The organism is Lautropia mirabilis, from assembly GCF_900637555.1.
Lineage (GTDB): Bacteria > Pseudomonadota > Gammaproteobacteria > Burkholderiales > Burkholderiaceae_E > Lautropia > Lautropia mirabilis.
Genome location: NZ_LR134378.1, coordinates 2,462,472 through 2,489,377, shown reverse-complemented (window position 1 = coordinate 2,489,377; position 26,906 = coordinate 2,462,472). Strand labels below are relative to the sequence as shown.

Below are 26,906 nucleotides of genomic sequence, written 5' to 3'. Positions count from 1 at the left end.
TCAGCCTCCCCGCTGCCAGCGCAGCAGCCGGTTCTGCAGCAGCTGCAGGCCAAAGAGCAGCACCAGCGAGGTGATGAGCACCACCGAGGCGATGGCCGCCGCCGCTGCGTAGTCGAACTCCTGCAGCCGCACGAAGATCATCAGCGAGGTGATCTCGGTCTGGAACGGAATGTTGCCGGCGATCATCACCACGGCGCCGAACTCGCCCAGGCTGCGGATGAAGGCCTGGCTGGCCCCAGCCGTCAGCGCCGGCACGAGCGTGGGCAGGGTGATGCGCCAGAACACCTGACCCGGACGGGCACCCAGCGTGCCGGCCGCCTCCTCCACGTCGTGGCCCAGATCCTCGATGACCGGCTGCACGGTGCGCACGATGAACGGGATGCTGGTGAAGATCATGGCGATGACCAGCCCCGGGAAGGCATAGGCGATCTTGATGCCCCAGGGGGCGAACAGCTGTCCGATCCAGCCACCGGGTGAGAGCAGGGTGGCCAGCGTGAGCCCGGCCACCGCCGTGGGCAGCGCGAAGGGCAGATCGATCAGCGCGTCGAGAAAGCGCCGTCCCGGGAACTCATAGCGCGACAGCACCCAGGCCAGCAGCAGGCCCACCAGCGTCACCACCACCGTGGAGATGAAGGCCCCCAGCAGCGTGACCCGGTAGCTGGCCACCACCCGGGGATCGGAGATGGCGGCCCAGTACTGGGCCCAGCCCAGATCGGCCGCATGCCAGAGCAGCACCAGCAGCGGCACCAGAATGACCACGTGCAGGTACACCAGGCTCACGCCCAGGCTGGGCCAGAAGCCCGGCAGCAGCGGCCTGGCCAGGAAGAAGCGGGGCGCGGACACTCAGTGTCGTCCGGCGGCGAGCAGCTGGTCCAGCAGGCCGCCGCTGGCGAAGTGCGTCTTCTGGATGCCTTCCCAGCCGCCGGGGAAGGTGGCGGGGTCGACGAGCCGAACCTTGGCGAACTGGTCGGCCGTGGCAGCCACCACCTCGGGGTCATGCACGCGCAGGTTGTGGCGGGCCAGCAGCTGCTGGATCTCCTTGGAATACTGGAACTCCAGGTAGGCGCGCGCCACCTCGCGGGTACCCTTGGCATCGACCACCTTGTCGACGATGGCCACCGGGAAGGCCGCCATCACGCTCACCGGCGGCACCACCAGCTCGAAGCCCTGATCCTTGAACTCCTTGCCCGCCAGGATGCTCTTGATCTCGGACTCGAAGGTCAGCAGCACGTCGCCCTGACCGTTCTGGGCGAAGGCCACCGTGGCGCCCCGGCCGCCGGTGGGGAAGTTCTCGACGTTGCCCAGGAAGCGGCCCATGAACGCCTTGGCGGCCGCCTCGTCATTCGGGAACTGCTCCTGCGCGTGGTTCCAGGCGCCCAGGTACGAATAGCGTGCGTTGCCCGACGTTTTGGGGTTCGGGAAGACCAGCTTCACGTCCGGCCGTGCCAGGTCGTCCCAGTTGCGGATGTTCTTGGGGTTGCCCTTGCGCACCATGAAGGCGATGGTGCTGTAGTAGGGCGAGCTGTTGTTCGGGAACTGCGAGGCCCAGTCCTTGGCCACCAGCCGGCGCTTGACCAGGATCTCGATGTCGGGCACCTGGTTGAAGGTGACGGTGTCGGCCTTCTTGCCCTGGATGATGTCCTGCGCCTGGCGCGACGTGCCGCCATAGGACTGGTCGATCTTGAGCTGGCCGCCGTGCTCCTTCTGCCATTTGGCCACGAACAGCGGGTTGATCTCGGAAAACAGCTCGCGGCCCACGTCATAGGTGGCGTTGAGCAGCGTCTGGTCGGCCGCCTGGGCCGAGGGCATGGCGGCAAGCAGCAGGGCAGCGGGCGCCAGGCCCAGCACGGCGCGGCGGGAGCGGGAAACGAAGGTCATGACGGCAAGGCCCCGAGGGCCGTGACAAGGTTGTACGATGCCGCGCATCATGCCATGGCAGGGCATGGATGAGCGGGCGAGCGGCCGGCTTATGCGATTTCCGCATGAGCATATGCGGATCTCATCGGCCGCGCCGGTGGCCTGCCAGGGTCTGCGCCAGCGTCTTCGGACTGGCCGATGACCAGGCCAGCAGGCATTCCAGCAGGCTCAGCGCCGCCAGCAGCCCCATCGTCCGCGTCCATGAGCCCAGCAGATCGTAGAGCACGCCCACGCCCAGCGGCCCGATGGCCGCAATGCCATAGCCGACAGCCTGGGCCATGCCCGACAGGGCGGCCGCCTCGGCCGGGGAATCGGTGCGCTCGGCAAACAGCATCAGGCACAGCGAGAACACGCCGGCCGTGCCGATGCCGGCCAGTGAGACCCAGAGCCATTGCGTGCCGGTACTGCCCAGCCACAGCCCCAGACTGCCGGCCAGCACCGTCAGGCTGATGCCCACGCTCAGCCACTGGCGGCCGCGGCCACGGACCGGTGCCCACGACACGGCCACCACACCCAGCAGCGAGACGGCCTGGAAGAGCGCACCCAGGTTGCCGGCCTGTTCGGCCGACAGGCCCTTTTCCTGCAGCACCGAGGGCGTGAAGCCGACCACCGCATAGAACACCAGCGACTGCAGCCCCATGTACAGGCTCAGCACCCAGGCTGCCGGAATGCGCCAGACGTTCAGCGGGGGACTGGCGGCCGGGGCGCTGCCGGCGGGGGCTGCTGCCCTGTGGCGCTGACGGATGCGCAGCCAGGGCACCAGCGCGACCCCCGTGGTCAGCATCCAGATGCCCAGCGGCCAGGTCCAGCCCTGCCACCGGGCCAGCGGGACCGCGATGCCGGCGGCCAGCGTGGATGACACCAGCATGCCGGCGGTCATCATCGCCACCACCAGATTGACGTGCTCGGGCAGGCTGCGCTTGGCCAGGGCCGGCAGCAGCACGTTGCCCATGGCAATGGCCGCAGACAGCAATGCCGTGCCCAGCACCAGCGTCAGCGGCGACGGCAGGGCCGAGCGCAGCGCAATGCCCGCCAGCAGCACGACGAGGGAGGCGACCAGCACGTTCTCCATGCCGTAGCGGCGACCCAATCGCGCCGCCCAGGGGGAGAACAGCGCGAAGGCCATCACCGGCAGTGCCGTCACGAAGCCCATGAAACTGCCCGAGACGCCCAGATCGTCGCGGATCATGCCCACCAGCGGGCCGATGGTCACGATGGGGGATCGCAGGTTGAAGGCCAGAGCCGCCACCGCAAACAGCAGCAGCCAGCCTTCCTTCGGCCAGCCGCGGCGCACCGTGGGCGTCTGCGGGGCCGGGGCGGCGGCGTCTGTTGCCCCCAAGGCTTCCGGTCCCGATGATGCGGGCTGCCCAGCGTGCGGCGGGTCCGTGGCCTGATTGGCCTTGTTACCCGCCGATGTCGTCTCCTCGTTCTCCTTCATGCCGTTCAGCCTCCTTCGACGGGCTCCTGCATGTTCATGTCTCCATGTTCGGTGGTGGTCTCGGCCTGGTCCTTGGGCCATGAGATGGCCTGGTCATGCAGCAGCTGGCGGATCAGCCGTTCGGTCTCGGCATTCTCGGCCCGCACGATCTCGATCAGCGCCTTGTTCTCGAACATGCCGATGCTGGGGTCATAGGCCTTGGCGGCCATGGCCATGCCGTGGCGGTTGCGATGGAAGTAGAGGTTGCCCACCTCCTCGGCCTTCAGCTTGGGCATGCCCAGGCATTCCAGCGCCCGCTTGCCGCATCGCACCGCCGAATCGAAGTTCTCGCGCACGATCTCGTCGGCACCTGCGTGGTACAGCTCGTAGGTCTGCTGCGCGTCGTAGGAACGGGCCACGATCTTGATGCCCGGATTGGTCTTGCGGGCGAACTCGGTGATCTTCATGGCCTGCTCGTGATTGTCGATGGCCACCACCAGCAGTCGCGCCTCGGCCAGTCCGGCAATCAGCAGCAGCTCCTGACGGGAGGCGTCCCCGAAGTAGGTCTCGACGCCGAAGCGCTTGTAGCCCGCCACCGTGGCGGCGTTGTGGTCGATCACGGTGGTCTTGTAGCCGCAGGCCGTGACCATGGCGTTGATGACGCGCCCGAAGCGGCCGTGGCCGGCGATGATCACCGGGTGCTTCTGCTCGATCACGTCGGGCCGCACGGCATCACCTGCCTTGGCTCGGGCATAGGCGCGCGGCACCATCACCTTGTCGTAGAGGATGAACAGCAGCGGCGTGAACAGCATCGACAGCGCCACCGCCAGCAGCAGCTGCTTGGCGATGTGCGAGGGCATCACGCCGTTGCTCTCGACGAGCGACAGCAGCACGAAGCCGAACTCACCGGCCTGCGCCAGCGCCAGCGCAAAGAGCTTCTGGTCCAGCCGCTTCAGGCGGAACACCTTGCCCAGCAGCAGCAGGATCAGGCCCTTGGCGATGATCACGCACAGCGTGATGCCCAGGATCTTCCAGCCCTGGTGGGCCAGCAGCTCGAAGTCGACGCCGGCGCCCACCGTGATGAAGAACAGCCCCAGCAGCAGCCCCTTGAACGGCTCGATGTTGCTTTCCAGCTCGTGCCGGTATTCGCTGTTGGCCAGCACCACGCCGGCCAGGAAGGTGCCCAGTGCGGGCGAGAGCCCGATCAGCGACATCAGCACCGCGATGCCGATGACCAGCGCCAGCGACACCACCGTGAAGATCTCGCGCAGCCGCGCGGCGGCGATGTAGCGAAAGATCGGGCCGGCCAGGAAATGGCCGCCCACCACGATCAGCGCGATCACCCCGAAGGTGATGCCCGCCTTTTCGTAGGCGGGCAGGCCGGCCAGCAGGTTGACTGCATCGGCATGGTGTGCGGCCTCGGTGGCCTGGCCGGCCAGCTCGGGCAGCGCCAGCAGCGGCAGCAGCGCCAGCATCGGGATCACCGCGATGTCCTGGAAGAGCAGTACCGAGAAGCTGGCCTGGCCGCCCTGGCTGGCCAGCAGGTTCTTCTCGCCCAGCGTCTGCAGCACGATGGCGGTGGATGACATCGACAGCACGCAGCCCGCCGCCACGCCCACCGTCCACGACAGCCCCATCAGCATGGCAATGCCGGTGATGGCGGCGATGGTGAGCACCACCTGCAGTCCCCCCAGCCCCAGCAGCTGCCAGCGCAGTTGCCACAGCTTGTGCGGCTCCAGCTCCAGACCCACCAGGAACAGCATCATCACCACGCCGAACTCGGCCACGTGCTGGATGCTCTCGGTCTCCTGGCCCACCAGGCCGAAGACCGGACCGATCAGGACGCCGGCGATCAGGTAGCCCAGGACGGAGCCCAGCCCCAGTCGCTTGGAAAGCGGCACGGCGACGGCCGCCGAAGCCAGGTAGATGAATGCGCTGAGCAGCAGGGAGGTCATGCAGGATCCTTCGGGGAGCGGGCCCGGGGGCAAGGGGCCCGTGCGCTCCGATTCTAGCGATTGATGACGGTGAGGGGCCGCCCGGTTGCGATGACCGGACAGTCTGCAGACGATATCCGGACGGATCGTTGCCTGCGCACTGCAGGAGGAACGCTAATGATGCGGCTCAGGAGGACTTCCGTCGACGGAGCGTCTGGCGGGGACAAGGGCAGTTCGTCATGCACGAAGCGCATCTCATGATGCAGTGCATCGGCACACACCCTGGGGGTGAGGCGGTATATTCCCCCTTTGCCTTGCAGACAACATCCTTTCAAGGGGAGAACGGCGATGGTTTCCCGATCGATATGCCAGCCGACCCGCTTCGGCGTGGACGAGGTGGTGGCGCAGCTGCGCGAGCGGCGCGAAAGCGCGTTGCGCGCGCGTCAGAATGGCAACGGCCGTCCGCCGCTGCTGCCTTCGCGGCCGGTGCTCGCCGAGGTGGTCAACGGGCTGGCGGCGGCCCTGTTCCCGCACCGGCTGGGCCGGCCCGACCTGTGTTCCGAGAACATCGACCACTACGTGGGCTACACGCTGGACCTGGCGCTGTCCGCGCTGCATCAGCAGGTGCGGCGCGAACTGCTCTTCCGGGCAGGCGGTGAAACGCTCTCGCCGCAGGACGATGAGCGGGCCATGGATGTGGTCCGTCATTTCAGCCAGGCGCTGCCTCGGGTGCGTGAGCTGATCGACAGCGACGTGACGGCGGCCTTCCAGGGGGACCCGGCCGCCAGCAGCAAGGACGAGGTGCTCATCTGCTACCCGGGCATCTGGGCGATGCTCCACCACCGGCTGGCGCACCTGCTCTATCAGGAGGGCATCACGCTGACCGCGCGGGTGATGTCGGAACTGGCCCATTCCTCCACCGGCATCGACATCCACCCGGGCGCACAGATCGGTGACCATTTCTTCATCGACCACGGCACGGGCGTCGTCATCGGCGAGACGGCCATCATCGGCCGCCATGTGCGCCTCTACCAGGCCGTCACGCTGGGTGCCAAGCGCTTCACCCAGAGCGAGGACGGCTCGCTGGTCAAGGGCGAACCCCGCCATCCCATCGTCGAGGACGAGGTGGTCATCTATGCCGGCGCCACGGTGCTGGGGCGGGTCACCATCGGCCGCGGCTCGGTCATCGGCGGCAACGTCTGGCTCACGCGCAGCGTGCCGCCTGGCAGCATGGTCTCGCAGGCGGGCGCCGTCACCGCGCCGGAAGTGGCCGAGGGCCGCATCCCCAACGACGCGGAACTCTGGCGCGCCTTCGGGATCTGATCATGAGCATCCTCATCGAGCACCTGAACAAGCGCTTCGGTCAGACCGTGGTCTGCGACGACATCTCCCTGGAGATCCCGTCGGGGTCGCTGGTGGCGCTGCTGGGGCCGTCCGGATCGGGCAAGACGTCGCTGCTGCGCATCATCGCCGGGCTGGAAGTGCCCGACAGTGGTCGCGTGCTGTTCCATGGCGAGGACACCACCCATGCCGATCCGCAGGCGCGTGGCGTGGGCTTCGTCTTCCAGCATTACGCGCTCTTCAACCACATGACGATCTTCGAGAACGTCGCCTTCGGGCTGCGGGTGATGCCGCGCAAGCGCCGCCCCGACGAGGCCGAGATCCAGCGCCGCGTGCACGCGCTGCTCTCGCTCGTGCAGCTGGACTGGCTGGCCGATCGCTACCCGTCGCAGCTCTCGGGCGGGCAGCGCCAGCGCATTGCGCTGGCCCGCGCCCTGGCGGTCGAGCCCCGCGTGCTGCTGCTGGATGAACCCTTCGGGGCACTGGACGCCCAGGTGCGCAAGGAGCTGCGTCGCTGGCTACGTCGCATGCACGACGAGATGAACATCACCAGTGTCTTCGTCACCCACGACCAGGACGAGGCCATGGAGGTGGCGGATCGGGTCGTGGTGCTCAACCGGGGGCGCGTCGAGCAGGTCGGCACGCCCGACGAGGTCTACGACCGTCCGGCCACGCCCTTCGTGCTGAAGTTCCTGGGGGATGTGAACCTGTTCCGCGGGCATTTCCATGCCGTGCACGCGACTGGGCAGAAGGCTGAAAATCCTGCGGCCGACCAAAACACGGTCTATGTGCGCCCGCACGAGATCGAGGTGGTGGACGAGCCCGCCGCCGACACGCTGGCCGTCGAGTTCTCGCAGGCGCTCACCGTCGGCCCGCGAACCCGGCTGGAACTGCGTCGTCCTGACGACGGCAGCTTCATCGACGTGGAGATGCCGCGCGAGGCCTGGCTGCAGCTGCAGCAGCGCCAGGGCATCGAGCGGGGCCGTCTGCTGCACCTGCGCGCCCGCCAGGAAACGCGCTTCGAGGCGGGGGCCGACTGGTCCAATGCCCATCCCCAGCCGATGGATCCGGCCGCGATGATCTGACGACGCTGCGCGCTGGCCCGTATCCATGCGCAGGACCGGCCGGCGGTCTCGGGACGGCTCTCGACCGGCACGGGTGCCGTGCCGGCTGCCGTTCAGATCTGGAAATCGATGCCCGGCATCTGCAGGGCAGCCTGTTCCACGACCTCGCGGGTCAGTGGCGAGGCGAAGGTCTCGATGAAATCGTAGACATAGCTCCGCAGGAAGGCGCCGCGCCGGAAGGCCAGGCGAGTCACGTTGACCGGGAACAGGTGGCCGGCGTCAATGGCGCGCAGCCGCGTGTCGCGTTCCTCGTCGAAAGCAATGGAGGCGATGATGCCGATGCCCAGACCCAGCTCCACATAGGTCTTGATCACGTCGGCATCCATCGCCGTCAGCACCATGTTGGGCTCCAGACCGCGTACCCGGAAGGCCTCGTCGATGTGCAGCCGCCCCGTGAAGCCGGGGCTGTAGGTGATGACCGGAAAGGTGGCCACCCGCTCCAGCGTCAGCTCCGGATCGTCCAGCAGCGGATGATTGGGCGGCACGATCACGCTGTGCGTCCAGCGATAGCAGGACAGCGTCACCAGGCCGTCATAGTCGGTCAGTGCCTCGGTGGCAATGCCGATGTCGGCTTCGCCGCTGAGCAGCATCTCGGCCACCTGCTGAGGCGATCCCTGGTGCAGGTTCAGCTGCACGTCGGGGTAACGGCGGCGGAAGTCATGGACAGCATCGGGCAGTGCGTAGCGTGCCTGGGAATGCGTGGCCGAAATCGACAGCTTGCCGGCCGACTGCTGCGAGTATTCCTCACCCACCCGAAGCAGGTTCTCGGCACCGCCCAGAATGCCTTCGATGATCGGAACGGCCACCGAGCCGGCATGCGTGAGCGAGGTGAGGCGCTTGCCGGCACGCACGAACAGTTCGAAGCCCAGCTCCTGTTCCAGCTCGCGGATCTGGCGACTGACGCCGGGCTGCGATGTGTGCAGCGCCCGCGCCACTTCGGTCAGGTTGAAGCCGCGTCGGACGGCCTCACGGACCGAACGCAATTGCTGGAGATTCATGGTGTCGTGTCAGGCAGATGGGACGACACCGATGATAGCTGCAACGACAGCAAGGATATTGGCGCAGCCCGCTGCAGGCCGGCGCCTGCATCGGTCCGCAAATAAGTTCATGCGGAAAGCGCATGACCGCCTCGGGGCAGGCGGCTGGTCGATCTTCCCGGTGGATCAATGCTCAGAAGCGGAAGTCGGACGGCGCCGCCGTGCCACCCGAAGCACCACCCGACGTGCCACTCGGATCCCGCCGCTCGCCACCGGCCGGCAGCACTTCGCTGGCATCGATGATCCGTGGGGGCTGGCGGAAGGCCGTGGCGCCCTGCATCGGAATGTCGGGCGACAGGTTGGCGGCCGGCGGGTACTGGTAGGAGGAGGGCAGCACCGATTCGGTCGGATAGCGTGCGCTATCCAGCATCCGGTTCCAGGCATTGGCCTCGTAGCCCACGCTGCGCTGGCTGCCCACGCTGATGGCGGGGAAGCCGTTGCCGGAAAAGCCCAGGGCCTTGAAGCGCTCGAAGTCGGCGTTGCTGGTCACCTTCCATTCCTGGAAGGGAATGCCGCGCAGGCGCAGGTGCTGGGCGGCCATCTGGCAGGGCTGGCAATCATTGGCCACGTACAGCGCCACCGGGTTGGCCCGTGCTGCCTCGCGCAAGGCCAGGGGAAACTGCAGGGTGGGATCGACGGGGGCCTTGACCGTCTGTGTGACCGTAAGGCCGCCCGGACGGCGCAGTGCCACCGCACTCTCGTCCGGCGGGTGGTCACCATAGACGACGTTGCCGTTCTGGTCGATCCACTTGTACTCGGCTGCGGCACCCGGCAGTGCTGCCAGGCCACCGGCCGTCACCACGAGCAGGGATGCCGCAAGCGCTTTCATCGAAATCCTTGTGTTCAGGGGATATCGGGAAGGGCACTTCGTGCATCAACCATCCTCCCGGAGTACGGAGCGCCCATGGCGTTCCGATCCCCGGGGGGCGCTGCCTTCCCTAGGCTTCTTCTACCATCCCATTATGCCGAAGCAGGGCATCCAGCTCAGGGGCCCGTCCTCTGAACGCACGGAACGAGTCGATGGCCGGTCGGCTGCCACCCACAGAGAGTATCTCTGCCAGGAAACGCCGGCCCACGGCAGGCTCGAACAGGCCTTCCTCCTCGAAGGCGGCATAGCAGTCGGCCGACAGCACTTCGGCCCACTTGTAGCTGTAGTAGCCTGCTGCATAGCCACCGGCAAAGATGTGGCTGAAGCTGTTCTGGAAGCGGTTGAAGGCAGGTGGCAGCAGCACGGCCACCTCGGTGCGCACCGCATCCAGAATGCGCTGGACCGGGTCGGTCTCGCCGGCGGCCAGTGCCCGCGCTGCCTGCTGGTGCAGCGTCATGTCGAAGAGCGCGAACTCGATCTGCCGCAGCGTCTGCAGGCCGGCCTGGAAGTTGCGGGCGGCCAGCATCCGGTCAAAGAGCGCACGCGGCATCGGCTCGCCCGTCTTCACGTGGTGGGTCATCGATTCCACGATGTCCCATTCCCAGGCCCAGTTCTCCATGAACTGGCTGGGCAGCTCCACGGCATCCCATTCCACGCCCGAGATGCCCGAGACCGCCAGCGTGTCCACCTGCGTCAGCATGTGGTGCAGGCCGTGGCCGAACTCGTGGAAGAGCGTGGTCACGTCGTCGTGGGTGAGCAGGGCAGGCTGGCCGTTGACCGGCGCCTGGAAGTTGCACACCAGGTAGGCCACCGGCGTCTGCACGACGGCGCCTTCCTCGTGCTGGCGGCCGCGGCAGTCGTTCATCCAGGCGCCCGGCTGCTTGGCCTCGCGCGCGTACAGGTCCAGATAGAACTGGCCCACCAGCCGGTCACCCGCGCTGATGCGATAGAAGCGCACGTCCGGATGCCAGCCCTCGGCGTGGTCCTCGGTGATCGACACCCCGAAGAGCCGTTCGACCAGCCCGAACAGACCGTCCAGCACGCGGGGCAGCGCAAAGTACTGCTTCACCTCGTTGTCCGAGAACGAATAGCGCGCCTGCTTGAGGGCCTCGCTGGCATAGGCGATGTCCCAGGCCTGCAGCTCGGGCAGTCCCAGCTTCTCGGCCGCAAAGGCGCGCAGCTCGGCCAGATCGCGCTCGGCGAAGGGACGGGCACGTCGCGCCAGGTCCCGCAGGAACTGCTCCACCTGGGCCGGGGAGTCCGCCATCTTCGGCACGAGCGACAGCTCGGCGTAGCTGGCCAGGCCCAGCAACTGTGCCTTCTCCTCGCGCAGCGCCAGGATCTTCTGGATCAGCGCGGTGTTGTCCTGCGGGCTGCCTTCGGCCGCCCGGGTGGCATAGGCACGGTAGAGCGCCTCGCGCAGGCTGCGGTCGTGCGCGTACTGGATGACCGGGAAGTACGACGGGAACTGCAGCGTGAAGCGCCAGCCCGTCTTGCCTTGCCGTTCGGCATCGGCCCGGGCCGATGCAATGGCATCCTCGGGCAGGCCCGCCAGACGTGCCTTGCCTTCTTCCGTATCGGGCACCAGCAGCTCGAAGGCATTGGTGGCGTCCAGCACGTTTTCCGAGAACTTCTGTTGCAGCGCGGCCAGTTCTTCCTGGATGGCTGCAAAACGCTCGCGTGCAGGCGAGAACAGCTCGGCGCCGCTCAACCGGAAGTCACGCAGCTCGTGCTCAATGGCCGTCTTGCGGGCGGCATCCAGCGCCTCATGGGCCGGGCTGGCGCGGAATGCGCGGTACTTCTCGAAGAGCGCCTGATCCTGCCCCATCCGGGTCCAGAACTCCACCACGCGCGGCAGGTTCTGATTGAAGGTCTCGCGCAGTTCGGGCGTGTCCATGACCGAATTCAGGTGCTGCACGATGCCCCAGGCGTGCCCGAGGCGCTCGGTGGCATGTTGCAGCGGCAGCACGAAGTCCTTCCAGGTGGTGGGCGTGTCCGCTGCCGTGGCCTTGGCCAGTGCCTTCTCGGCGTCGGCCAGCAGCACATCCAGCGCGGGTCCCACATGCTCGGGCTTCACGGCGGTGAAGCGGGGCAGTCGGCCGGGACCGTCCAGCAGCGGGTTGTCGGAGGGGGCGGCGTCTGCCGTCGACTGTGCAGCACGGGAAGCAGGAGTGGTCATGGCAAGAAGAAAGAGGGAATCGAAGAAAGCCTGAAGGAATGAAAAAGATGGCCTGAGAAATCGGGCCTGAAAGAGAAGCCGGATGATGGGACGGCCTTGCGCCGGACCCGTTCATCGGCATTTTCCCGAGATGGGGGTGGGGCGCCCTGAAGACAACCGACGCAAGGTGCGGCCCGCATGCCCAATGGCACACAGGCCGGATGGCTGTGCAGACCGGGTGCCCGGCCTGCGTCCGTCGGGGCGCCGGCCTGCGGCCAGGCAGTCGTCAGGCCAGCTTCAGGTGACGACGGGCGGCCGTGATGGTGTTCTGCAGCAGCATGGCGATGGTCATCGGGCCCACGCCGCCCGGCACGGGGGTGATCCAGCCGGCCACGTTGCGGGCACTGTCGAAGTCCACGTCACCCGTCAGCTTGCCGTCAGGCAGCCGGTTGATGCCCACGTCGATGACCACGGCACCCGGCTTGATCATGTCACCGGTGATCATGCGGGGACGGCCCACGGCCACCACCAGGATATCGGCGCGCCGGGTCTGCGCCGCCAGGTCGCGCGTCTTGCTGTTGCAGAGCGTCACGGTGGCGCCGGCCTGCAGCAGCAGGTGCAGCTGGGGCTTGCCCACCAGATTGCTGGCACCCACGATGACGGCCTCGGCGCCACGCAGCGGCACGCCTGTGCTTTCCAGAAGGCGCATCACGCCCAGCGGGGTGCAGGGCACCAGCTGCGGCGCACCGGTCATCAGTGCACCGGCATTGGCCACGTGAAAGCCGTCCACGTCCTTGTCCGGCGAGATGGCCTCGATCACGCGGCGCGTGTCGATGTGGGCAGGCAGGGGAAGCTGCACCAGGATGCCGTGCACGGCAGGATCCTTGTTCAGTTCATCCAGCCGGGCCAGCAGGGCGGCCTCGGTGGTCTCCTCGGGCAGGTGCTCGCTGACCGAATGGAAGCCTGCGGCCTCGCAGGCGCGGATCTTGTTGCGAACATAGACCTGGGAAGCCGCCGAATCACCCACCAGGATCACGGCCAGGCCGGGGCGTTGCCCGGTGGCATTCAGAATCTCTTGGGCAGCCTCGCGCACTTCTTCGCGCACCTGGGCGGAGATGGCGGTGCCATCAATCAGTCGAGCAGTCATGGGTGGAGTCCAGTAAGACAGGGAAAAGATGGTCAAGGGAAAACGGAATCGTACCCAAAAGCGTGCTTGGGCCCCTGAAAATCAGCCAATAAGGTTAAAGAAGGTTAAGAAACAGCAGTTTCTGCACTTTTTTGCTGGAAAGGACTTGCAAGGCCCAAAACCACGGGGTAATATCCTGTTCATCGATCGCTTGGGGGTATAGCTCAGCTGGGAGAGCGCTTGCATGGCATGCAAGAGGTCAGCGGTTCGATCCCGCTTACCTCCACCATCTTTCCTGATCGATCAAGGTCTCCGGAACTTCCGGAGATTTTTGATAGAGAAGAAGGGCGGTAGCAGTCGATAAGGTCTTCGGAAGGTTTTGAAAAAAATTTTCTGAAAGACTTGAAAGTAAAGATTTTCAGTATATAATGCAGTGCTTCGGTGCTGATGAGTACTGAAACAGTTCTTGAAGTCCCGTTCGTCTAGAGGCCTAGGACATCACCCTTTCACGGTGAGTACAGGGGTTCGAATCCCCTACGGGACGCCATCTCTCGGTAGCTGGTTCATCTGGCTGCTTTCTCTGCAGTAAATCCCCGCTTTCGTCATTTTCACTGCATAAGCTTTTGCTTGGCTTTGCGATTTTGTTTGCGCAAGTCGGCTTGGCTGTTGCAACGTCTCTTTGCGTCTCCTTTCCATGGCGCGCGCGGTCTGTGCGGCTGCCTGACGTGTGTTGGTGTGTCGGCCTGGGCGTTTTCTGCCTGTTGTCTTGGCCGCCAGTCGTTTACAGAGCGTTCAATGAACAGGGAAGCTGCTTCACGAAGAGGGTAGCGGCTTCATGCACAGTGTGGTCTCACGAAGAGGGGGCAGCCTCATGTGCAGCGTAGCTTCACGGCCAGCGTGGTGTCACGAAGACAGAGGTGTCACAAACAAGGACTGAGGCTTCATGAAGAGAGAAGCTTCGTGACCGAAGGGGCTTGTGGCTGAAGAAGCTTTGCCGTGTTTGCCGTGGAAGAGAAAATGTATGGGCAAAAAAAATCCCGCCGAAGCGGGAGTTTTCCTGGCGGATTTACCGCCTCAGGGCGCGCTGCAAGACATTTGCGACCTGATGAATTGGTGCCCAGAAGAGGACTCGAACCTCCACACCGTTGCCGGCGCTAGGACCTGAACCTAGTGCGTCTACCAATTCCGCCATCTGGGCGTGTACTGCTTCAGGTTTTTTCCAGTTTTCTGAATGCCCCGGAAGAGGGGAAAGCAAAAAGCTGGTGGGGCAAAAAAATCCCGCCTAAGCGGGAATTCTCTGCTTCAAGCCAGACTGCCAAGGCAGCTGACCTGTTGAATTGGTGCCCAGAAGAGGACTCGAACCTCCACACCATTGCTGGCGCTAGGACCTGAACCTAGTGCGTCTACCAATTCCGCCATCTGGGCTAATCAATAAAGTGGTATTGTAAGTACTTTCGTAGGCTTGTCAAATCGATGACAGAAAAAAATTTGGATCCCCCCAGCCGACAGGCCATCCTGGATACGCTGGCCGAGGAAGGCGCGCCGCTTTCCATTGATCAGCTGATCGAGCGCATGCGGGTGCCTGAAGGGGCCCTGGTGGGAATGCGGCGGCGTGTCGCCGCCATGCAACGTGACGGTCAGATCCTGGCCGGGCGCAAGGGCGCCCTGATGCTGGTCAGTCGCATCGACCTCATTCCCGGCCGCGTGTCGGGGCATCGAGACGGCTTCGGTTTCATGCTGCCTGACGATGGCAGCGCCGATATCTTCCTGCCGCCGCGCGAGATGGCCAAGGTCATGCACGGTGACCGGGTGCTGGTGCGCCGCGTCGGGACTGACAACCGGGGGCGGCCGGAAGGCAAGGTTGTCGAGGTGACGCAGCACAACAATCGGCCCGTGGTGGGCCGCTTGGTGCAGGAACGTGGTGTGCTGATCCTGGCCCCCGAGGACCAGCGCATCAAGCACGACATCCTGATCGAGGCGGGGGGCGCCCAGGGCGCGAAGCCCGGGCAGGTGGTGTCGGTGGAGATCACCACGCCGCCGGGCTGGAACACGCCGCCCATCGGCCGCGTGATCGAGGTGCTGGGCAACATGGACGATGCGGGCATGGAGATCGAGATCGCCGTGCGCAAGTTCGATGTGCCGCATCGCTTCAATGACGCCGTGCTGGCCGAGGCGGGGGCGCTGCCCGACAGCCTGCGGCCGGCTGACTACCGCAACCGCGTGGACCTGCGTGACGTGCCGCTGGTGACGATCGACGGCGAGGACGCCCGCGACTTTGACGACGCCGTCTACTGCGAGCCCGTGACCGACGCGAAGAGTGGCAAGCCCCGTGGCTGGCGGCTGCTGGTGGCCATTGCCGATGTCAGTCACTATGTGCGCCCAGGCAGCGCGCTGGATGCCGAGGCCCAGGAGCGCACCACCTCGGTGTATTTCCCGCGGCGCGTCATTCCCATGCTGCCCGAGAAGCTCTCCAACGGGCTGTGCTCGATCAACCCGGAGGTGGACCGGTTGGTGCTGGTGGCCGACATGGTGATCGACGCCGACGGCGAAGTGATTGCCTATCAGTTCTATCCGGCCGTCATGTATTCGGCGGCGCGGCTGACCTATAACGAGGTCTGGGGCATCCTGACCGGTGAGGACGTGGCTGCCATCGAGCGCCGAAAATCGGTGCTGCCGCAGATCTACGACCTGCATGCGCTCTACCAGGCGCTGGAGGCTGCGCGCCAGAAGCGGGGCGCCATCGAGTTCGAGACGCCCGAAACCAAGATGCTCTGCGATGAGCAGGGGCGCATCACGGAGATCGTCGCCCAGAGCCGCAACGATGCCCACAAGCTGATCGAGGAATGCATGCTGGCCGCCAACACCTGTGCGGCCGATTTTCTGGAGAGCAACAAGCATCCGGCGCTGTACCGGGTGCATGAGGGCCCCAGCCCCGACCGGCTGGCCAAGCTGCGCGAGTTCCTGGCGGGTACCGGCCTTCGGCTGGGCAACGCTCAGGTCGAAGCGCGCGAGAAGCGCGGCCCACGCCCGCAGGACTACCAGGTGCTGTCGCAGCAGATTCAGGGGCGGCCCGATGCGGCACTGCTGCAAACAATGATGCTGCGGTCCATGCAGGCCGCCGTCTACACGCCCGACAATCAGGGGCACTTTGGCCTGGCCTACGATGCTTATGCACACTTCACCTCGCCCATCCGACGCTACCCGGACCTGCTGAACCACCGCGCCATCAAGGCGCTGCTGGAGAATCGTCGCTACCTGCCGGTCATCGAGGCCGATGCAGGCAAGCCAAACGACGAAGTGTTCGAGACGGAAGGGGCGCAGGCCAAGGTGGCGGCGCTGGCCATCGAGGGGGAGGCTGCAGCGGGGCGTCCGGCCACGCGCAGCACGCGAAGCCGTTCGCAGACGTCGCGCCGCCAGAAGGCTGCGCAGGCGCAGGCCGAATCCCATGCCGTGTGGGAGCGGCTGGGCACTCTCTGCTCGGCCAACGAGCGCCGGGCCGATGAGGCCAGCCGCGATGTGCAGGCGTGGCTCAAGTGCGTCTACATGCGCGATCGCATCGGTGACCGTTACCGAGGCCACATTACCGGCGTGGCGCCCTTTGGCGTGTTCGTCACGCTCGACGACCTGTATGTCGAGGGCATGGTGCACGTCTCCGAGCTGGGCAGCGAATACTTTCGTTACGACGAGGCCGGCCAGGTGCTGATCGGCGAGCGTACCGGCCGCCGCTACGCGCTCACCGACGAGGTGGAAGTGCAGGTGATGGCCGTCAACCTGGAGGCACGCCGCATCGACTTCCGGCTGGTCGAGGATATTGGACGTGGCAATGCGCGCGCTGAAGGCCGTGGACAGCGCAGTGACGATTCTGGCGGACGCCGTGATTCCAATGGCCGGCCTTCTGCAGGCAGACGTCGCAGCAAGGCGCCCACGCAGGCGCTCCTGACGGCACCGGCCAAGGTGGCGGCCAAGGGTGTTGCCGGCACGGAAGAAAAGGCTGCATCGCGCAGCAGCGCCAGCAGCCGCGCGGGCCGAAGTGCAGCACGTACCCCGGCTGCCGCCGTGCGCCGCCGTCGCAGCAGCAAGGCCGGCGGCTGAGGTTGGCGGCTGAGGTTGGCGGCTGAGGCCGGCCCGCACCATGACGATCTGAGGCTGCTCCGCTCGGCTGCCTGTCGGGTGCGGCCTCAGTGCCCGTACAGGAGGCCCGATTCGCCGGCGTGGACGGAGCGGTCGTTGATCCGCCCTGGCGGTGGCTCTTGCCAGTTGCGCCCGGGCATGGATGTACCATCCCGGGCAATCTCATTCCTTTCTGTTCCAGTCCCATCATGCTGCTCTACGGCTTTCATGCGGTGATGGCGCGTCTGCGCCAGGCACCAGCCAGTTTCAAGTCGCTTTATGTCGACCGGCACCGCGACGACAATCGGGTGCGAGACCTGCTGAAGCTGGCGCAGCAGCAGGCCGTGCAGGTGACGCGCGTGGAGGCCGGACGGCTGGACCGGATGGCGGGGGGCAAGCGTCACCAGGGCGTGGTGGCCCAGGTGGAGACGCAGACCATCAGCACGGATCTGCCCACGCTGCTGTCGGATCTGGAGGGGCGCGAGCGGCCGCCGTTCCTGCTGCTGCTGGACGGCGTGACCGACCCACGCAATCTGGGGGCCTGTCTGCGCAGTGCCGACGGTGCCGGGGTGGATGCCGTGATTGCGCCGAAGGACCACGCGGCGCCGCTGACCGATGTGGCGATGCACACGGCCAGCGGTGCCGGCGAGTCGGTGCCCTACATTCTGGTGACGAACCTGGTGCGCACGGTGGAGCAGCTGCAGGACGCGGGCTTTCGGGTCTACGGCCTGGCCGACGAGGCCGACGCCGATCTGTACCGTACCGATTTTGCGGGGCCGGTGGCCATCGTGATGGGAGCCGAGGACAAGGGCCTGCGTCGTCTGGTCAGGGAGCAGTGCGATGCACTGGTTTCCATCCCGATGATGGGGTCGGTGTCCAGCCTGAATGTCTCGGTAGCCACCGGTGTGGTGCTGTACGAGGTGCTGCGGCAGCGGCAGGCGACCCAGGCCTGAGTCAGGCCCGGGTCACGTCCGAGTCACGCCAGAGTCACGCCAGAGTCACGCCTGGGTCGGCAGGGGCGCCTTGTCGTCACTGGCGGGCTGGGCGTCCTCGCGGTCGAAGCGCCGCACGCCGTCATCCAGCGATTCCAGCACGAAGGTCTGGCGCTGACGGCGCAGCAGTCGCATCAGGCCCGTCACGACGATCGGCACGCAGGCGGCCAGCAGGAACGATTCCAGAAGCGTGTCCAGCGGCTGCCCCGGGCGCGGGAACATCCACAGGCCTGCGGCCAGCCCGGCCAGCGTGGCCACCAGGGCATCCACGCCGTCATGCCGGCGGCTGTAGAGTCCCAGGAACACCGGGAAGGCGGCGGCAGCACACAGCAGGTCGGCCAGCAGGAACAGGTACAGCACGCTGAGTCCTTGCGCCGCCACGACGACCACCGGGATGGCCAGCACCAGCACGAGGATGCGGGCCAGCCGCAACAGGCGGGCAGGGCGTGCCTGGGGCAGCAGCCGGGCGCCGTCCACGGCAATGATGCTGGTGATGGCGCTGATGGCCGTGTCGGCGCTGCTCATCACCAGTGCCAGACCCAGCGGGATGAAGGCCAGGGCCACCCAGGCCGGCAGGTTGGGCATCACCAGGGCGAAGAGCGCCACCGAGGCTTCGCCACCCGGCTCCATGGCCACCCAGGCCAGGCCGAACAGGCCCATCAGCAGGATGAACGGCACCACGAACAGGCCGCCCAGCAGAAAGCCGCGCTGCATGTCCTGAATGCTGCGTGCGGCATAGATGCGCTGCCAGTTGCCCTGGTGGAAGATGCCGGTCAGCAGGATGGCCACGAAGAAGGTGGCGCCCGCCTTCAGGCCGCCGGCATCACCGAAGTCCAGCAGGGCCGGTGCCTTCTCGGCCAGGCGGCTCGTCACGCCGCTGGCGCCCCCCGATACATGCCAGCCGATGGCGACCAGCGCCAGCAGCATCGGCACGATGATCAGGATCTGCACCTTGTCGGTGAAGATGGAGGCACGCAGGCCGCCCACGGCCGTGTAGAGCAGCACCGTGCCCATCACGACGGTGGCCGTCAGGCCCATCGGTACCGGGGCCAGCAGCGTCATCAGCATCGAGATGGCGGTGATTTCGGCCGTCAGCTCGATGAAGACGTAGAACACCATGATGGCGAGGGTGAGCGCATACATGGGCCGGCCATAGCGGGTCAGCAGGAACTCGGTCAGCGTGTGGCCGTGGGGCATGAGCTGGCGCATGCGACGGCCCAGCAGCAGCATGGCCACCAGCGGGGACATCGAGCCCAGCGCATAGCCGATCACGGCCGGGATGCCGCCCCAGGTGGCTGCTTCAGGGGGCGAGAACAGGATCCACGCGCCCAGGGCGGAGGCCAGCAGCGTGGCGAAAGTGGCGATGGGGCCCTGCGTGTTGCGGGCCACCACGAAGTCTTCGAGGCTCTCGCGCCAGCGCCGTGCGTAGAGAATGCCGGCCGCTGCGAAAAGGGCCGAGAAAAGCACCAGCCAGAAGATGGCTGGCCCGGTGCCGATAGAGGTGTACATGGTCTCTCCCAGAGGGATGTCGTGAGTTGCAGGCCGGTGGCTGCACGACGGGGGAGGGACGACGTCGGACCGGCAGAGCCTGGTCCGCGGGCGCATGCAGGCGATGATCCCTTGCAGGGGCGCTGTCCTGCATGGGAGCCGCCTGGCGGCCCTTGCTGAACGCGGACGCGGAGGTCTGCATGCGATTTCCTTCCCTTCGCCGGCATGATCCGGATCAGGTTCTAAGGGTCTTGGCCAGTGGCCGACTCTCAGTCCTTGGATGGCAAGGCACGGCAGGTGCCGATGCGCCATCGGGTAGGACTCCCCCAGGAACGGACGTGATTATAGGAATGGTTGTGGCGCAGGAAAGGCCGGGAATCATGGTTATCCCGAATGCTGCTCAGCCCTCGTCGACGATCAGGTCCTTGATGCTGCGGCGCAGGGCGTATGCCGAGGCCTTGGCATACCCCAGACGGATGAGGATGGTCGGATACTCCTCGTTGATGCCCAGCGTTTGCGCCATGCGCTCTGTCAGCTCGGGGTTCTCGTTGGGCTGGTTGGCATAGGCGTGGGCGATGCCTGCGGCAGTGCTGGCCAGCAGGAAGCGCTGCAGCGTTCTGCCAAGCGCCACCCATTGTTCCCGGCGGTTGTCGTGCGTGGCGAACAGCGCAAAATGGGAGGCGGAGGCGATGTTCCGGCGATCGGTCCTGTTCTGTTTTGCCGCATCCAGGCTGTGGGCAATGATGAACTCGGCCATGAAGCGGGGCAGGTTCGGCGCACCGAAAACGGCATAACTCAGCCCATCGGCGGTTTCGTCCTGGTGTTTTCTGTTATAGCGCATCCACTGTCGCAGCTCGGCCTTGAATGCAGGGTCGCCCATCTGTCGCCTGTTGCCTTCACATACCAGCGCGGCAATGTCATCGAAAGCTTGCGTCCCTTTCTGGTAAAGGTGAATGCCGATGCCAGGTTCGATGGGAATCTTTTGCAGCAGGGCGAGGGTGTTGTCGGGAATCATGCTGCCGTTGTAGCAGCGCCGGTTGGTCTGTCGCCGCGCAATCTGCTCAAAATGGGGTGCCTCAATGCCGTCCTGCCGGCTGAGTTCAATATGAATGATGCCGTCAGTGCTGGTGGAAACCTTGCCCAGCCAACCCTTGTGCGCGGCTGCAATGCACAGATTCTCTGCAGCACACCCCAGGCTCACGAATAATTCCCGATGATCGGGATCGACAACGGGAAGTGCCCTGGAAAAATCGGGCAGGATGTCGATGTGGTCAGGAAACAGTCTGAACTTCCAGGGTTGGGTATTATGCCCGGAGGGGGCCCTGACCGCCTGTTCGATCATGAACAGATAATCCGCGCGGATGGAGGGGGAAATGCGGGAATCTGCATTCATTTCCTATGTCTCCTGTGAGCATCTCCATTTTGCAGCGAAAATGAACAGGCATGGGAAATAGTTATTGATAATGTGAGTGTTGCCTGTCTGGTACAAATTGTGCGGTATGGTGTGAGTGTGATATGATGGAAAGCTTGCTTCAATCGCCTTTCTGCGTTTTCAGAAAACCTCTACCTTCATTTCGTCGTGCCCATCATTACCCTGCCGGACGGCTCGCAGCGCCGTTTCGATGATGCTGTCACGGTGGCGCAAATTGCCGCCGCCATTGGTCCCGGACTTGCCAAGGCCGCCATTGCCGGCCGCGTCAACGGAAAACTGGTCGATCTGTCCCGCACCGTCAGCGAGGACGCCGAGGTGGCCATCGTCACCGACAAGGACCCGGAAGGCCTGGACATCATCCGGCACTCCACGGCACACCTGATGGCCTACGCCGTGCAGGATCTGTTCCCCGAGGCGCAGGTCACCATCGGCCCGGTCATCGAGAACGGCTTCTACTACGACTTTGCGTACAAGCGCCCGTTCACGCCCGAGGATCTGGCCGCCATCGAGAAGCGCATGCACGAGCTGGCCAAGCTGGACGAGACCGTGGTGCGTGAGGAATGGGACCGGCAGGAAGCCGTCAAGTACTTCGAGTCCATCGGCGAAAAGTACAAGGCCGAGATCATCGCGTCCATTCCGGCCGAGGAAGGCATCACCTTCTACCGCGAAGGGCGTTTCGTGGACCTGTGCCGCGGGCCGCACGTGCCGTCCACCGGCAAGCTGAAGGTCTTCAAGCTGATGAAGGTGGCGGGCGCCTACTGGCGCGGCGACGCCAACAACGAGATGCTGCAGCGCATCTACGGCACGGCTTGGGCCCGCAAGGAAGACCAGGACGCCTACCTGCACATGCTGGAAGAGGCCGAGAAGCGCGACCACCGCAAGCTGGGCAAGGACCTGGATCTGTTCCACACCCAGGCCGAAGCCCCGGGCATGGTGTTCTGGCATCCGCGTGGCTGGACCATCTGGCAGCGCATCGAGCAGTACATCCGCGAGAAGTACCAGAAGAACGGCTATCAGGAAGTGCGCTGCCCGCAGATCCTGGACGTGGACCTGTGGAAGCGTTCCGGCCACTGGGACAACTACAAGGAGAACATGTTCTTCTCCGAGTCGGAAAAGCGCGAGTACGCCGTCAAGCCGATGAACTGCCCGGGCCACGTGCAGCTCTTCAATGCGTCGCTGCGCAGCTACCGCGATCTGCCGCTGCGCTATGCCGAGTTCGGTTCCTGCCACCGCAACGAGCCGTCGGGTGCGCTGCACGGCATCATGCGGGTGCGGGGCTTCACGCAGGATGACGGCCACATCTTCTGTACCGAAGAGCAGGTCGAGGCCGAGGTGACCGCCTTCCACCAGCAGGCCATGGCCGTGTACCGTGACTTCGGCTTTACGGATGTCTCGGTGAAGCTGGCGCTGCGCCCGACGCAGCGTCTGGGAACCGACGAGGCCTGGGATCGCGCCGAGAACGCTCTGCGTGCGGCGCTTTCCGCCTGCGACGTGGCCTGGGAAGAACTGCCCGGCGAAGGCGCCTTCTACGGTCCGAAGATCGAGTACCACCTGAAGGACTCCATCGGTCGCGCCTGGCAGGTGGGCACCATCCAGTATGACCCGATGATGCCCGAGCGCCTGGACGCTGAGTACGTGGCGGAGGACAACAGCCGTCGTCGTCCCATCATGCTGCACCGCGCCATCGTCGGATCCATGGAGCGTTTCATCGGCATGCTGATCGAGCACCATGCCGGGGCCATGCCCACCTGGCTGGCACCGGTGCAGGTGGCGGTGCTCACCGTCACCGACACGGCCGCCGACTATGCCGAGGACATCCGGCAACGGCTGATAAAACAAGGATTTAGGGTTATTTCGGATTTGCGGGGCGACAAGATCGGCTATAAAATCCGGGAGCACAGCCTGCAGAAGATCCCCTATCTCGTCGTGGTCGGCGAGAAGGATCGGCAGGCAGGCACGCTGGCCGTCCGCGCCCGTGGGGGCAAGGATCTGGGCAGCATGAGTTTCGAAGGTTTCGCCAGCCTGCTGGCGCAGCAGGTGGCAGAGAAGGCGAACTGAGGTCTTTTCTCATCGCCCTTGGGCCGGCAGCCTGCTGCCGGCTTTCGTCCAGTTCATTCGGAGATAATCAGCATCGCTACCGAACGCAACCACCGCATCAACGGTGAAATCCACGCCCCCGAGGTTCGCCTGCTGGGCAAAGAGAACGAGCAGCTGGGGGTCTTCCGGCTGGGTGAAGCACGCCGCATGGCCGAAGAGGCCGATGTCGACCTGGTCGAGATCGCGCCCAACGCCACCCCGCCGGTCTGCCGGCTGATGGACTACGGCAAGTTCCGCTACCAGGAACAGAAGCGCGCTGCCGAAGCCAAGGCCCGCCAGAAGGTCGTCCAGATCAAGGAAGTGAAATTCCGCCCGCAGACGGACGACGGCGACTACAACATCAAGCTGCGCAACATGATCAGCTTCCTGCAGGACGGCGACAAGGTGAAGATCACCCTGCGCTTCCGCGGCCGTGAGATGGCCCACCAGGAGTTCGGCATTCGCCTGCTGGAACGGGTGCGCAACGACATCGAGGAAATCGCCCAGGTCGAATCGATGCCCCGCCTGGAAGGCCGCCAGATGGTGATGATGGTGGCACCCAAGAAGAAGAAGTGATCGCTTCCCCGATGAAAAGCGCCTCCTTGTGAGGCGCTTTTTTGTTTGCTGGGGCTTGTGAGGCTTTGGTACGGCGGAAGAGGGGGCTTCGTTCACGGCTTGCGTCAGACGAATAGCGGCTTCGTTGGTAGGCGTTTGCTTGTTGGAAGACGGCTTCGATGAAGGGCGCCCCGTGACCGGGTACCTTCCTCGGCTCATGCTGTCCGCTTCGCTTCCAGAGCGCCTGTGGAGGTACCCAGTCCCGGTGCGCTTTGGTTTGTGTTGGTTGTCGTTCTGGTGAGGGCGGCTTCGTTGACGGGCCTGCGCCTTTTTGGAAGATCGCTTTGACGAGTGCTCCGCATCGAGAAGCCGCTATCAAGGGAAACAACACAAGAGGCCAAGGGGGCGGAGGTCTTGTGTCACGCCTCCCTCATATAGCTGCCCCCGTACAGCTGCCGAGGCCTTTGGTGGCTTCGCACTTCCGGGCCTTGGTATGGGCAGTGTGCGCGCCGTTCGGCCCTGCCGTCCGTCTGTCTGCTTGCGGAAGATGAAGGCGCTAGGTGCTTGCTAAGGTCATGCGGGGCTGTCCGTGTCTTTCCCATGAAAGCGGGCATCGGACGCAAGGCCGATGCACCGAACCCCATGAATGACGGTGATGGCCGCAGGTGGATGCGCCTTGGGCAGGCAGGGGTAGAGCATGAAGAAGGTGTGGGACTTTCTGTTGCTGGTGGTCAGCGGATTGCTGGTCTTTGTGGCCATCATCGCGGTGGCGCTGTGGCTCAGCCAGGATGATGAACCGCCTGCGACGGCTGATTCCCGAGGCGACAGCACGGAGAAGGTGGTGCCAGCACACGCGACGGTGCCATCGGCATCTACGACCGTGCCGGAATCACCCGCGACGGTACCTGAAACACCCGGTGCAACGCCCGCCGCGGTGCAACACCATGAGTCCATGGCAGGAGCGCCGGCGTCTGCTCCTGCGGACAGCCTGTCCCGTCATGAGGAGACGCGTGAGGCGTCCCCCGAGGGGACGGACCAAGGGGCATCCGGCCTATCCGTAGCCCTGGTGTCCGCAGCCCCATCCACAGCCCCGACATCGGCAGCACAGTCTTCAGCCCCACCGCCAATGTCGGAAAGGGGTCCTGCCGAACAGCAGCTGATCGAACGGTACGAGGCGATGGCCGCGCGGGAACGGGCGCTGCGGCAGGCCGAAGACCGCATGGCGAAGGCGCATGAACGGCTGGTGGTGTGGTTTTCCACGAACCGCAAGGCGGTGCTGGAAGATCTGGCGTATCTGGAGGAGAAGGGCCGCTACCAGGAATTGCATGACCGGGCCGGGCTGTTCGAGAGCCTGAATGACAGTGAGGTCCAGCGCTATCGGCAGAAGGCGGCGGAGAATCTGCAGCAGGTCGTGAGTGGTAACGCGACGGTGGCCGGTACTGGCACGGCCGTCGCCAACCGGGGCGAGGATGACGCCGGCCGTGCAGGCACGATGCCCGGGACGGCGGGGCGCAATGACAGGAAGCCGCCCGTGGAGGATGCCGTTTCTCTGGCACGTGCGGATATGGCCACAGCCGTCGCGAAGGGAAAGGCCCGGATACGCGAGCAGCTCAAGGGCTTGAAGCGCTGGCCGTGTGTGGGACCGACACAGGGGGCCATGACCTGGTATCACGACAGCGAAGGCGTGCGATGCAGTACGGGAACCGGATTCTTCCTGCTGCTGGGCATGCAGGATGGGCAGAAGCCCGTGTTGATGCTGCGCGTGCAGTATGACGGGCCGAATGCCCTGCCCATCCGCAGTTTCGAGGTCGAGATCATCTGGACGCCGGAGGAGGTGCCGGCTGGCATCGGTGCCGAGTCCGGAGAGCAGGGCAATGTGGTGTGGTGGGCCAAACCGGTGGGCAAGCGCGAGGCCAAGCTGGTGCTGGACATCATCGACCGGAGCAGGAGCAAGCTGCGGATCGGTGGCCAGAAGGGCATGATCGAGCGTGAGATCAGCGCTCAGGAAAGGAATTCCCTGCGTCGGACGCTGACGCTCTACGAGGCGGCCCTGTCCAGCTACGAAGAGGAGCAGCGACTGGCGAACGCCAGCGCTGTGGGCACTGGCGTGGCCGATTAGGAGCGTGCAGCATGGTCTTGGGCAGCGTCTTGCTGTTGATCATCATGTTGGGGGCCTTGGGGCTTTATTTCCTCTCTGTTGATGAAGAGGACCGGGTCTTCGTCGGCATTGTCCTGTTTGTCCTGTTGGTGAACCTGCTGCTGTATCCGTTCGGCAAGGGGGTCTTCGCACCATCGGTGCCGGTGCCGACGCCGGAGCTGGCCGGGTACGAGGTGGTGGTGGAGCACCAGAAGGCGCTGTCCGAGCTGCGCTGGCATGTGGCGGCACAGCGGGAGGAAATTCTTCAGGGGATCGACAACCAGCTGGCGCTGGGCGACACCGCGGGGGCTGTCCAGGTCATCCAGGGTCTGAAGGTGCTGAATGATCCGGAGATTCTCCAGCTGGAGAAGGCTGTCAGACAGCGGGAGCAGGAAGAGCAGCGTGTGCGCCAGCTATGGCTGGCATACGGGGCCGAGGAGGCGCAGACAGACGCGCTGATCCGGGACTCGCTGGCGAAGATGAAGGAAGAGGAGCGAAAGCGCGGCGTGTGGCAAGAGAAGATGGCTGCACAGACCGCAAAACGGGATGCGGCCCTGCGCTTTCTGGTCAGCCAGAAGGACCGGGTGGGTGGCATTGTCTGGTACCAGGACCGAAGCACGCCGCCCGGGCGGGAGCAGGAACCCATCTTTCTGGTCATCCGGGATGGGCGCCATGCCCGGGACGAATCGCAGGAAGGCCTTCATCTGGGGCTGCAGGTCCATCGTCGTCAGAAGGTAGCGCCCCGAAAGGGGGCGGCACGGGACGTGAAGGTGAGCGTCCTGGCCGATGGCAAGGATCTTGGTTTCTATCTGCATGCCCGCGAGGATCTGGATGGGCTGTGGTGGTCGGACAATGCGCTTGACGACTATGATGGACTGGAGCGGCTGGACCGGTTGCTGCAGGCGCGCAAGGTTGTGCTGCGTTTTGTGGATGGACAGCGTGTCGTCGAGGTGCCGGTGAGCCCGCGTGCAAGGACGGCCATGCGGCATGTGCGCGATGCCTATCAGGCGATGAATGCACTGAAGGGGCTGGAGTTCCGGGGGCCGTGAAGACCCCGGGTGGGCGATGACGGCCGCACATGCCTGCCGTCGCCCCGGCTGTCCGGGCCCCATCCGCTCCCGGCTGTCCGACCCCATGTGCATCGGGTGTCCTGGCGTTTTGATGTTTTTCCTGGTCCGGGTGTCTGACCTTGCA

18 protein-coding genes, 4 tRNA genes and 1 riboswitch are annotated in these 26,906 nt (G+C 65.2%); of the genes, 10 read left to right on the top strand and 12 right to left on the bottom strand.

Annotated features, from left to right (window positions below; genetic code table 11):
• From cysT to EL249_RS10120, 4 genes are all read right to left on the bottom strand, one after another.
• Positions 1-843: a sulfate ABC transporter permease subunit CysT gene (cysT, locus tag EL249_RS10135; protein ID WP_005672641.1), complete on the bottom strand. Its 843-nt coding sequence runs from the start codon at positions 841-843 to the stop codon at positions 1-3.
• Positions 844-1,878, bottom strand: coding sequence for a thiosulfate ABC transporter substrate-binding protein CysP (cysP, locus tag EL249_RS10130; RefSeq protein WP_005672643.1), 1,035 nt, complete (start codon positions 1,876-1,878; stop codon positions 844-846).
• Positions 1,879-1,999: 121 nt separating this feature from the next.
• Positions 2,000-3,355: an MFS transporter gene (locus tag EL249_RS10125; RefSeq protein ID WP_005672645.1), complete on the bottom strand. Its 1,356-nt coding sequence runs from the start codon at positions 3,353-3,355 to the stop codon at positions 2,000-2,002.
• Between the two features lie 5 nt (positions 3,356-3,360).
• Positions 3,361-5,289: a monovalent cation:proton antiporter-2 (CPA2) family protein gene (locus EL249_RS10120; protein WP_005672647.1), complete on the bottom strand. Its 1,929-nt coding sequence runs from the start codon at positions 5,287-5,289 to the stop codon at positions 3,361-3,363.
• Between the two features lie 327 nt (positions 5,290-5,616).
• Here EL249_RS10120 and epsC point away from each other — a divergent pair, with 327 nt between their 5' ends.
• Both epsC and EL249_RS10110 read left to right on the top strand, forming a co-directional pair.
• Positions 5,617-6,591 (top strand): serine O-acetyltransferase EpsC, encoded by a 975-nt coding sequence (epsC, locus tag EL249_RS10115; RefSeq protein ID WP_005672649.1) that lies wholly within the window; start codon positions 5,617-5,619, stop codon positions 6,589-6,591.
• A gap of 2 nt (positions 6,592-6,593) precedes the next feature.
• A complete protein-coding gene (locus tag EL249_RS10110; protein ID WP_005672651.1) occupies positions 6,594-7,694 on the top strand; it encodes a sulfate/molybdate ABC transporter ATP-binding protein in 1,101 nt (366 codons plus the stop codon).
• A gap of 92 nt (positions 7,695-7,786) precedes the next feature.
• Here the strand turns inward: EL249_RS10110 and EL249_RS10105 are convergent, their stop codons facing one another.
• The 4 genes from EL249_RS10105 to folD all read right to left on the bottom strand — a co-directional run bounded on the left by EL249_RS10105 (position 7,787) and on the right by folD (position 12,943).
• Positions 7,787-8,731 carry a CysB family HTH-type transcriptional regulator gene (locus EL249_RS10105; protein WP_005672653.1) on the bottom strand — a complete coding sequence of 315 codons (945 nt, stop codon included), beginning with the start codon at positions 8,729-8,731 and terminating at the stop codon, positions 7,787-7,789.
• A gap of 172 nt (positions 8,732-8,903) precedes the next feature.
• Positions 8,904-9,599: a DUF4124 domain-containing protein gene (locus EL249_RS10100; RefSeq protein WP_005672654.1), complete on the bottom strand. Its 696-nt coding sequence runs from the start codon at positions 9,597-9,599 to the stop codon at positions 8,904-8,906.
• 109 nt (positions 9,600-9,708) lie between these two features.
• Complete coding sequence (locus EL249_RS10095) at positions 9,709-11,817, bottom strand: M3 family metallopeptidase (RefSeq protein ID WP_005672656.1); 2,109 nt, start codon at positions 11,815-11,817, stop codon at positions 9,709-9,711.
• 265 nt (positions 11,818-12,082) lie between these two features.
• Complete coding sequence (gene folD / locus EL249_RS10090; RefSeq protein ID WP_005672658.1) at positions 12,083-12,943, bottom strand: bifunctional methylenetetrahydrofolate dehydrogenase/methenyltetrahydrofolate cyclohydrolase FolD; 861 nt, start codon at positions 12,941-12,943, stop codon at positions 12,083-12,085.
• Between the two features lie 192 nt (positions 12,944-13,135).
• On the opposite strand from folD, the gene EL249_RS10085 reads away from it, so the two are divergent.
• Both EL249_RS10085 and EL249_RS10080 read left to right on the top strand, forming a co-directional pair.
• Positions 13,136-13,211: transfer RNA gene (locus tag EL249_RS10085), tRNA-Ala, on the top strand.
• A 182-nt stretch (positions 13,212-13,393) separates the two neighbouring features.
• Positions 13,394-13,469: transfer RNA gene (locus EL249_RS10080), tRNA-Glu, on the top strand.
• A 564-nt stretch (positions 13,470-14,033) separates the two neighbouring features.
• Here EL249_RS10080 and EL249_RS10075 read toward each other — a convergent pair.
• Both EL249_RS10075 and EL249_RS10070 read right to left on the bottom strand, forming a co-directional pair.
• A tRNA-Leu gene (locus tag EL249_RS10075) sits at positions 14,034-14,120 on the bottom strand.
• Between the two features lie 140 nt (positions 14,121-14,260).
• Positions 14,261-14,347 (bottom strand) — tRNA-Leu (locus EL249_RS10070).
• 48 nt (positions 14,348-14,395) lie between these two features.
• Between EL249_RS10070 and rnr the strand changes: the two genes are divergently transcribed.
• Both rnr and rlmB read left to right on the top strand, forming a co-directional pair.
• A complete protein-coding gene (gene rnr / locus EL249_RS10065) occupies positions 14,396-17,014 on the top strand; it encodes a ribonuclease R (RefSeq protein WP_005672662.1) in 2,619 nt (872 codons plus the stop codon).
• A gap of 227 nt (positions 17,015-17,241) precedes the next feature.
• Positions 17,242-17,985 carry a 23S rRNA (guanosine(2251)-2'-O)-methyltransferase RlmB gene (rlmB, locus tag EL249_RS10060; RefSeq protein ID WP_005672663.1) on the top strand — a complete coding sequence of 248 codons (744 nt, stop codon included), beginning with the start codon at positions 17,242-17,244 and terminating at the stop codon, positions 17,983-17,985.
• Between the two features lie 45 nt (positions 17,986-18,030).
• Here rlmB and EL249_RS10055 read toward each other — a convergent pair whose 3' ends face one another.
• Positions 18,031-19,533, bottom strand: a complete 1,503-nt coding sequence (locus EL249_RS10055; protein WP_005672666.1) for a sodium:solute symporter family protein — start codon at positions 19,531-19,533, stop codon at positions 18,031-18,033.
• A 174-nt stretch (positions 19,534-19,707) separates the two neighbouring features.
• A riboswitch (TPP riboswitch) is annotated at positions 19,708-19,850 on the bottom strand.
• Between the two features lie 62 nt (positions 19,851-19,912).
• Entirely contained in the window at positions 19,913-20,854 is a 942-nt protein-coding gene (locus tag EL249_RS10050) for an Acg family FMN-binding oxidoreductase (protein WP_197721583.1), read from the bottom strand.
• A 237-nt stretch (positions 20,855-21,091) separates the two neighbouring features.
• Here EL249_RS10050 and thrS point away from each other — a divergent pair, with 237 nt between their 5' ends.
• The 4 genes from thrS to EL249_RS10030 all read left to right on the top strand — a co-directional run bounded on the left by thrS (position 21,092) and on the right by EL249_RS10030 (position 26,761).
• The gene (gene thrS / locus EL249_RS10045) at positions 21,092-23,002 is read left to right on the top strand and encodes a threonine--tRNA ligase (protein ID WP_005672672.1); all 1,911 of its coding nucleotides are present in this window, start codon (positions 21,092-21,094) and stop codon (positions 23,000-23,002) included.
• Positions 23,003-23,020: 18 nt separating this feature from the next.
• Entirely contained in the window at positions 23,021-23,596 is a 576-nt protein-coding gene (gene infC, locus EL249_RS10040; protein WP_005672674.1) for a translation initiation factor IF-3, read from the top strand.
• A gap of 676 nt (positions 23,597-24,272) precedes the next feature.
• Complete coding sequence (locus tag EL249_RS10035; protein WP_126348190.1) at positions 24,273-25,694, top strand: hypothetical protein; 1,422 nt, start codon at positions 24,273-24,275, stop codon at positions 25,692-25,694.
• Positions 25,695-25,705: 11 nt separating this feature from the next.
• The gene (locus EL249_RS10030; protein ID WP_005672679.1) at positions 25,706-26,761 is read left to right on the top strand and encodes a hypothetical protein; all 1,056 of its coding nucleotides are present in this window, start codon (positions 25,706-25,708) and stop codon (positions 26,759-26,761) included.
• Positions 26,762-26,906: the final 145 nt, after the last annotated feature.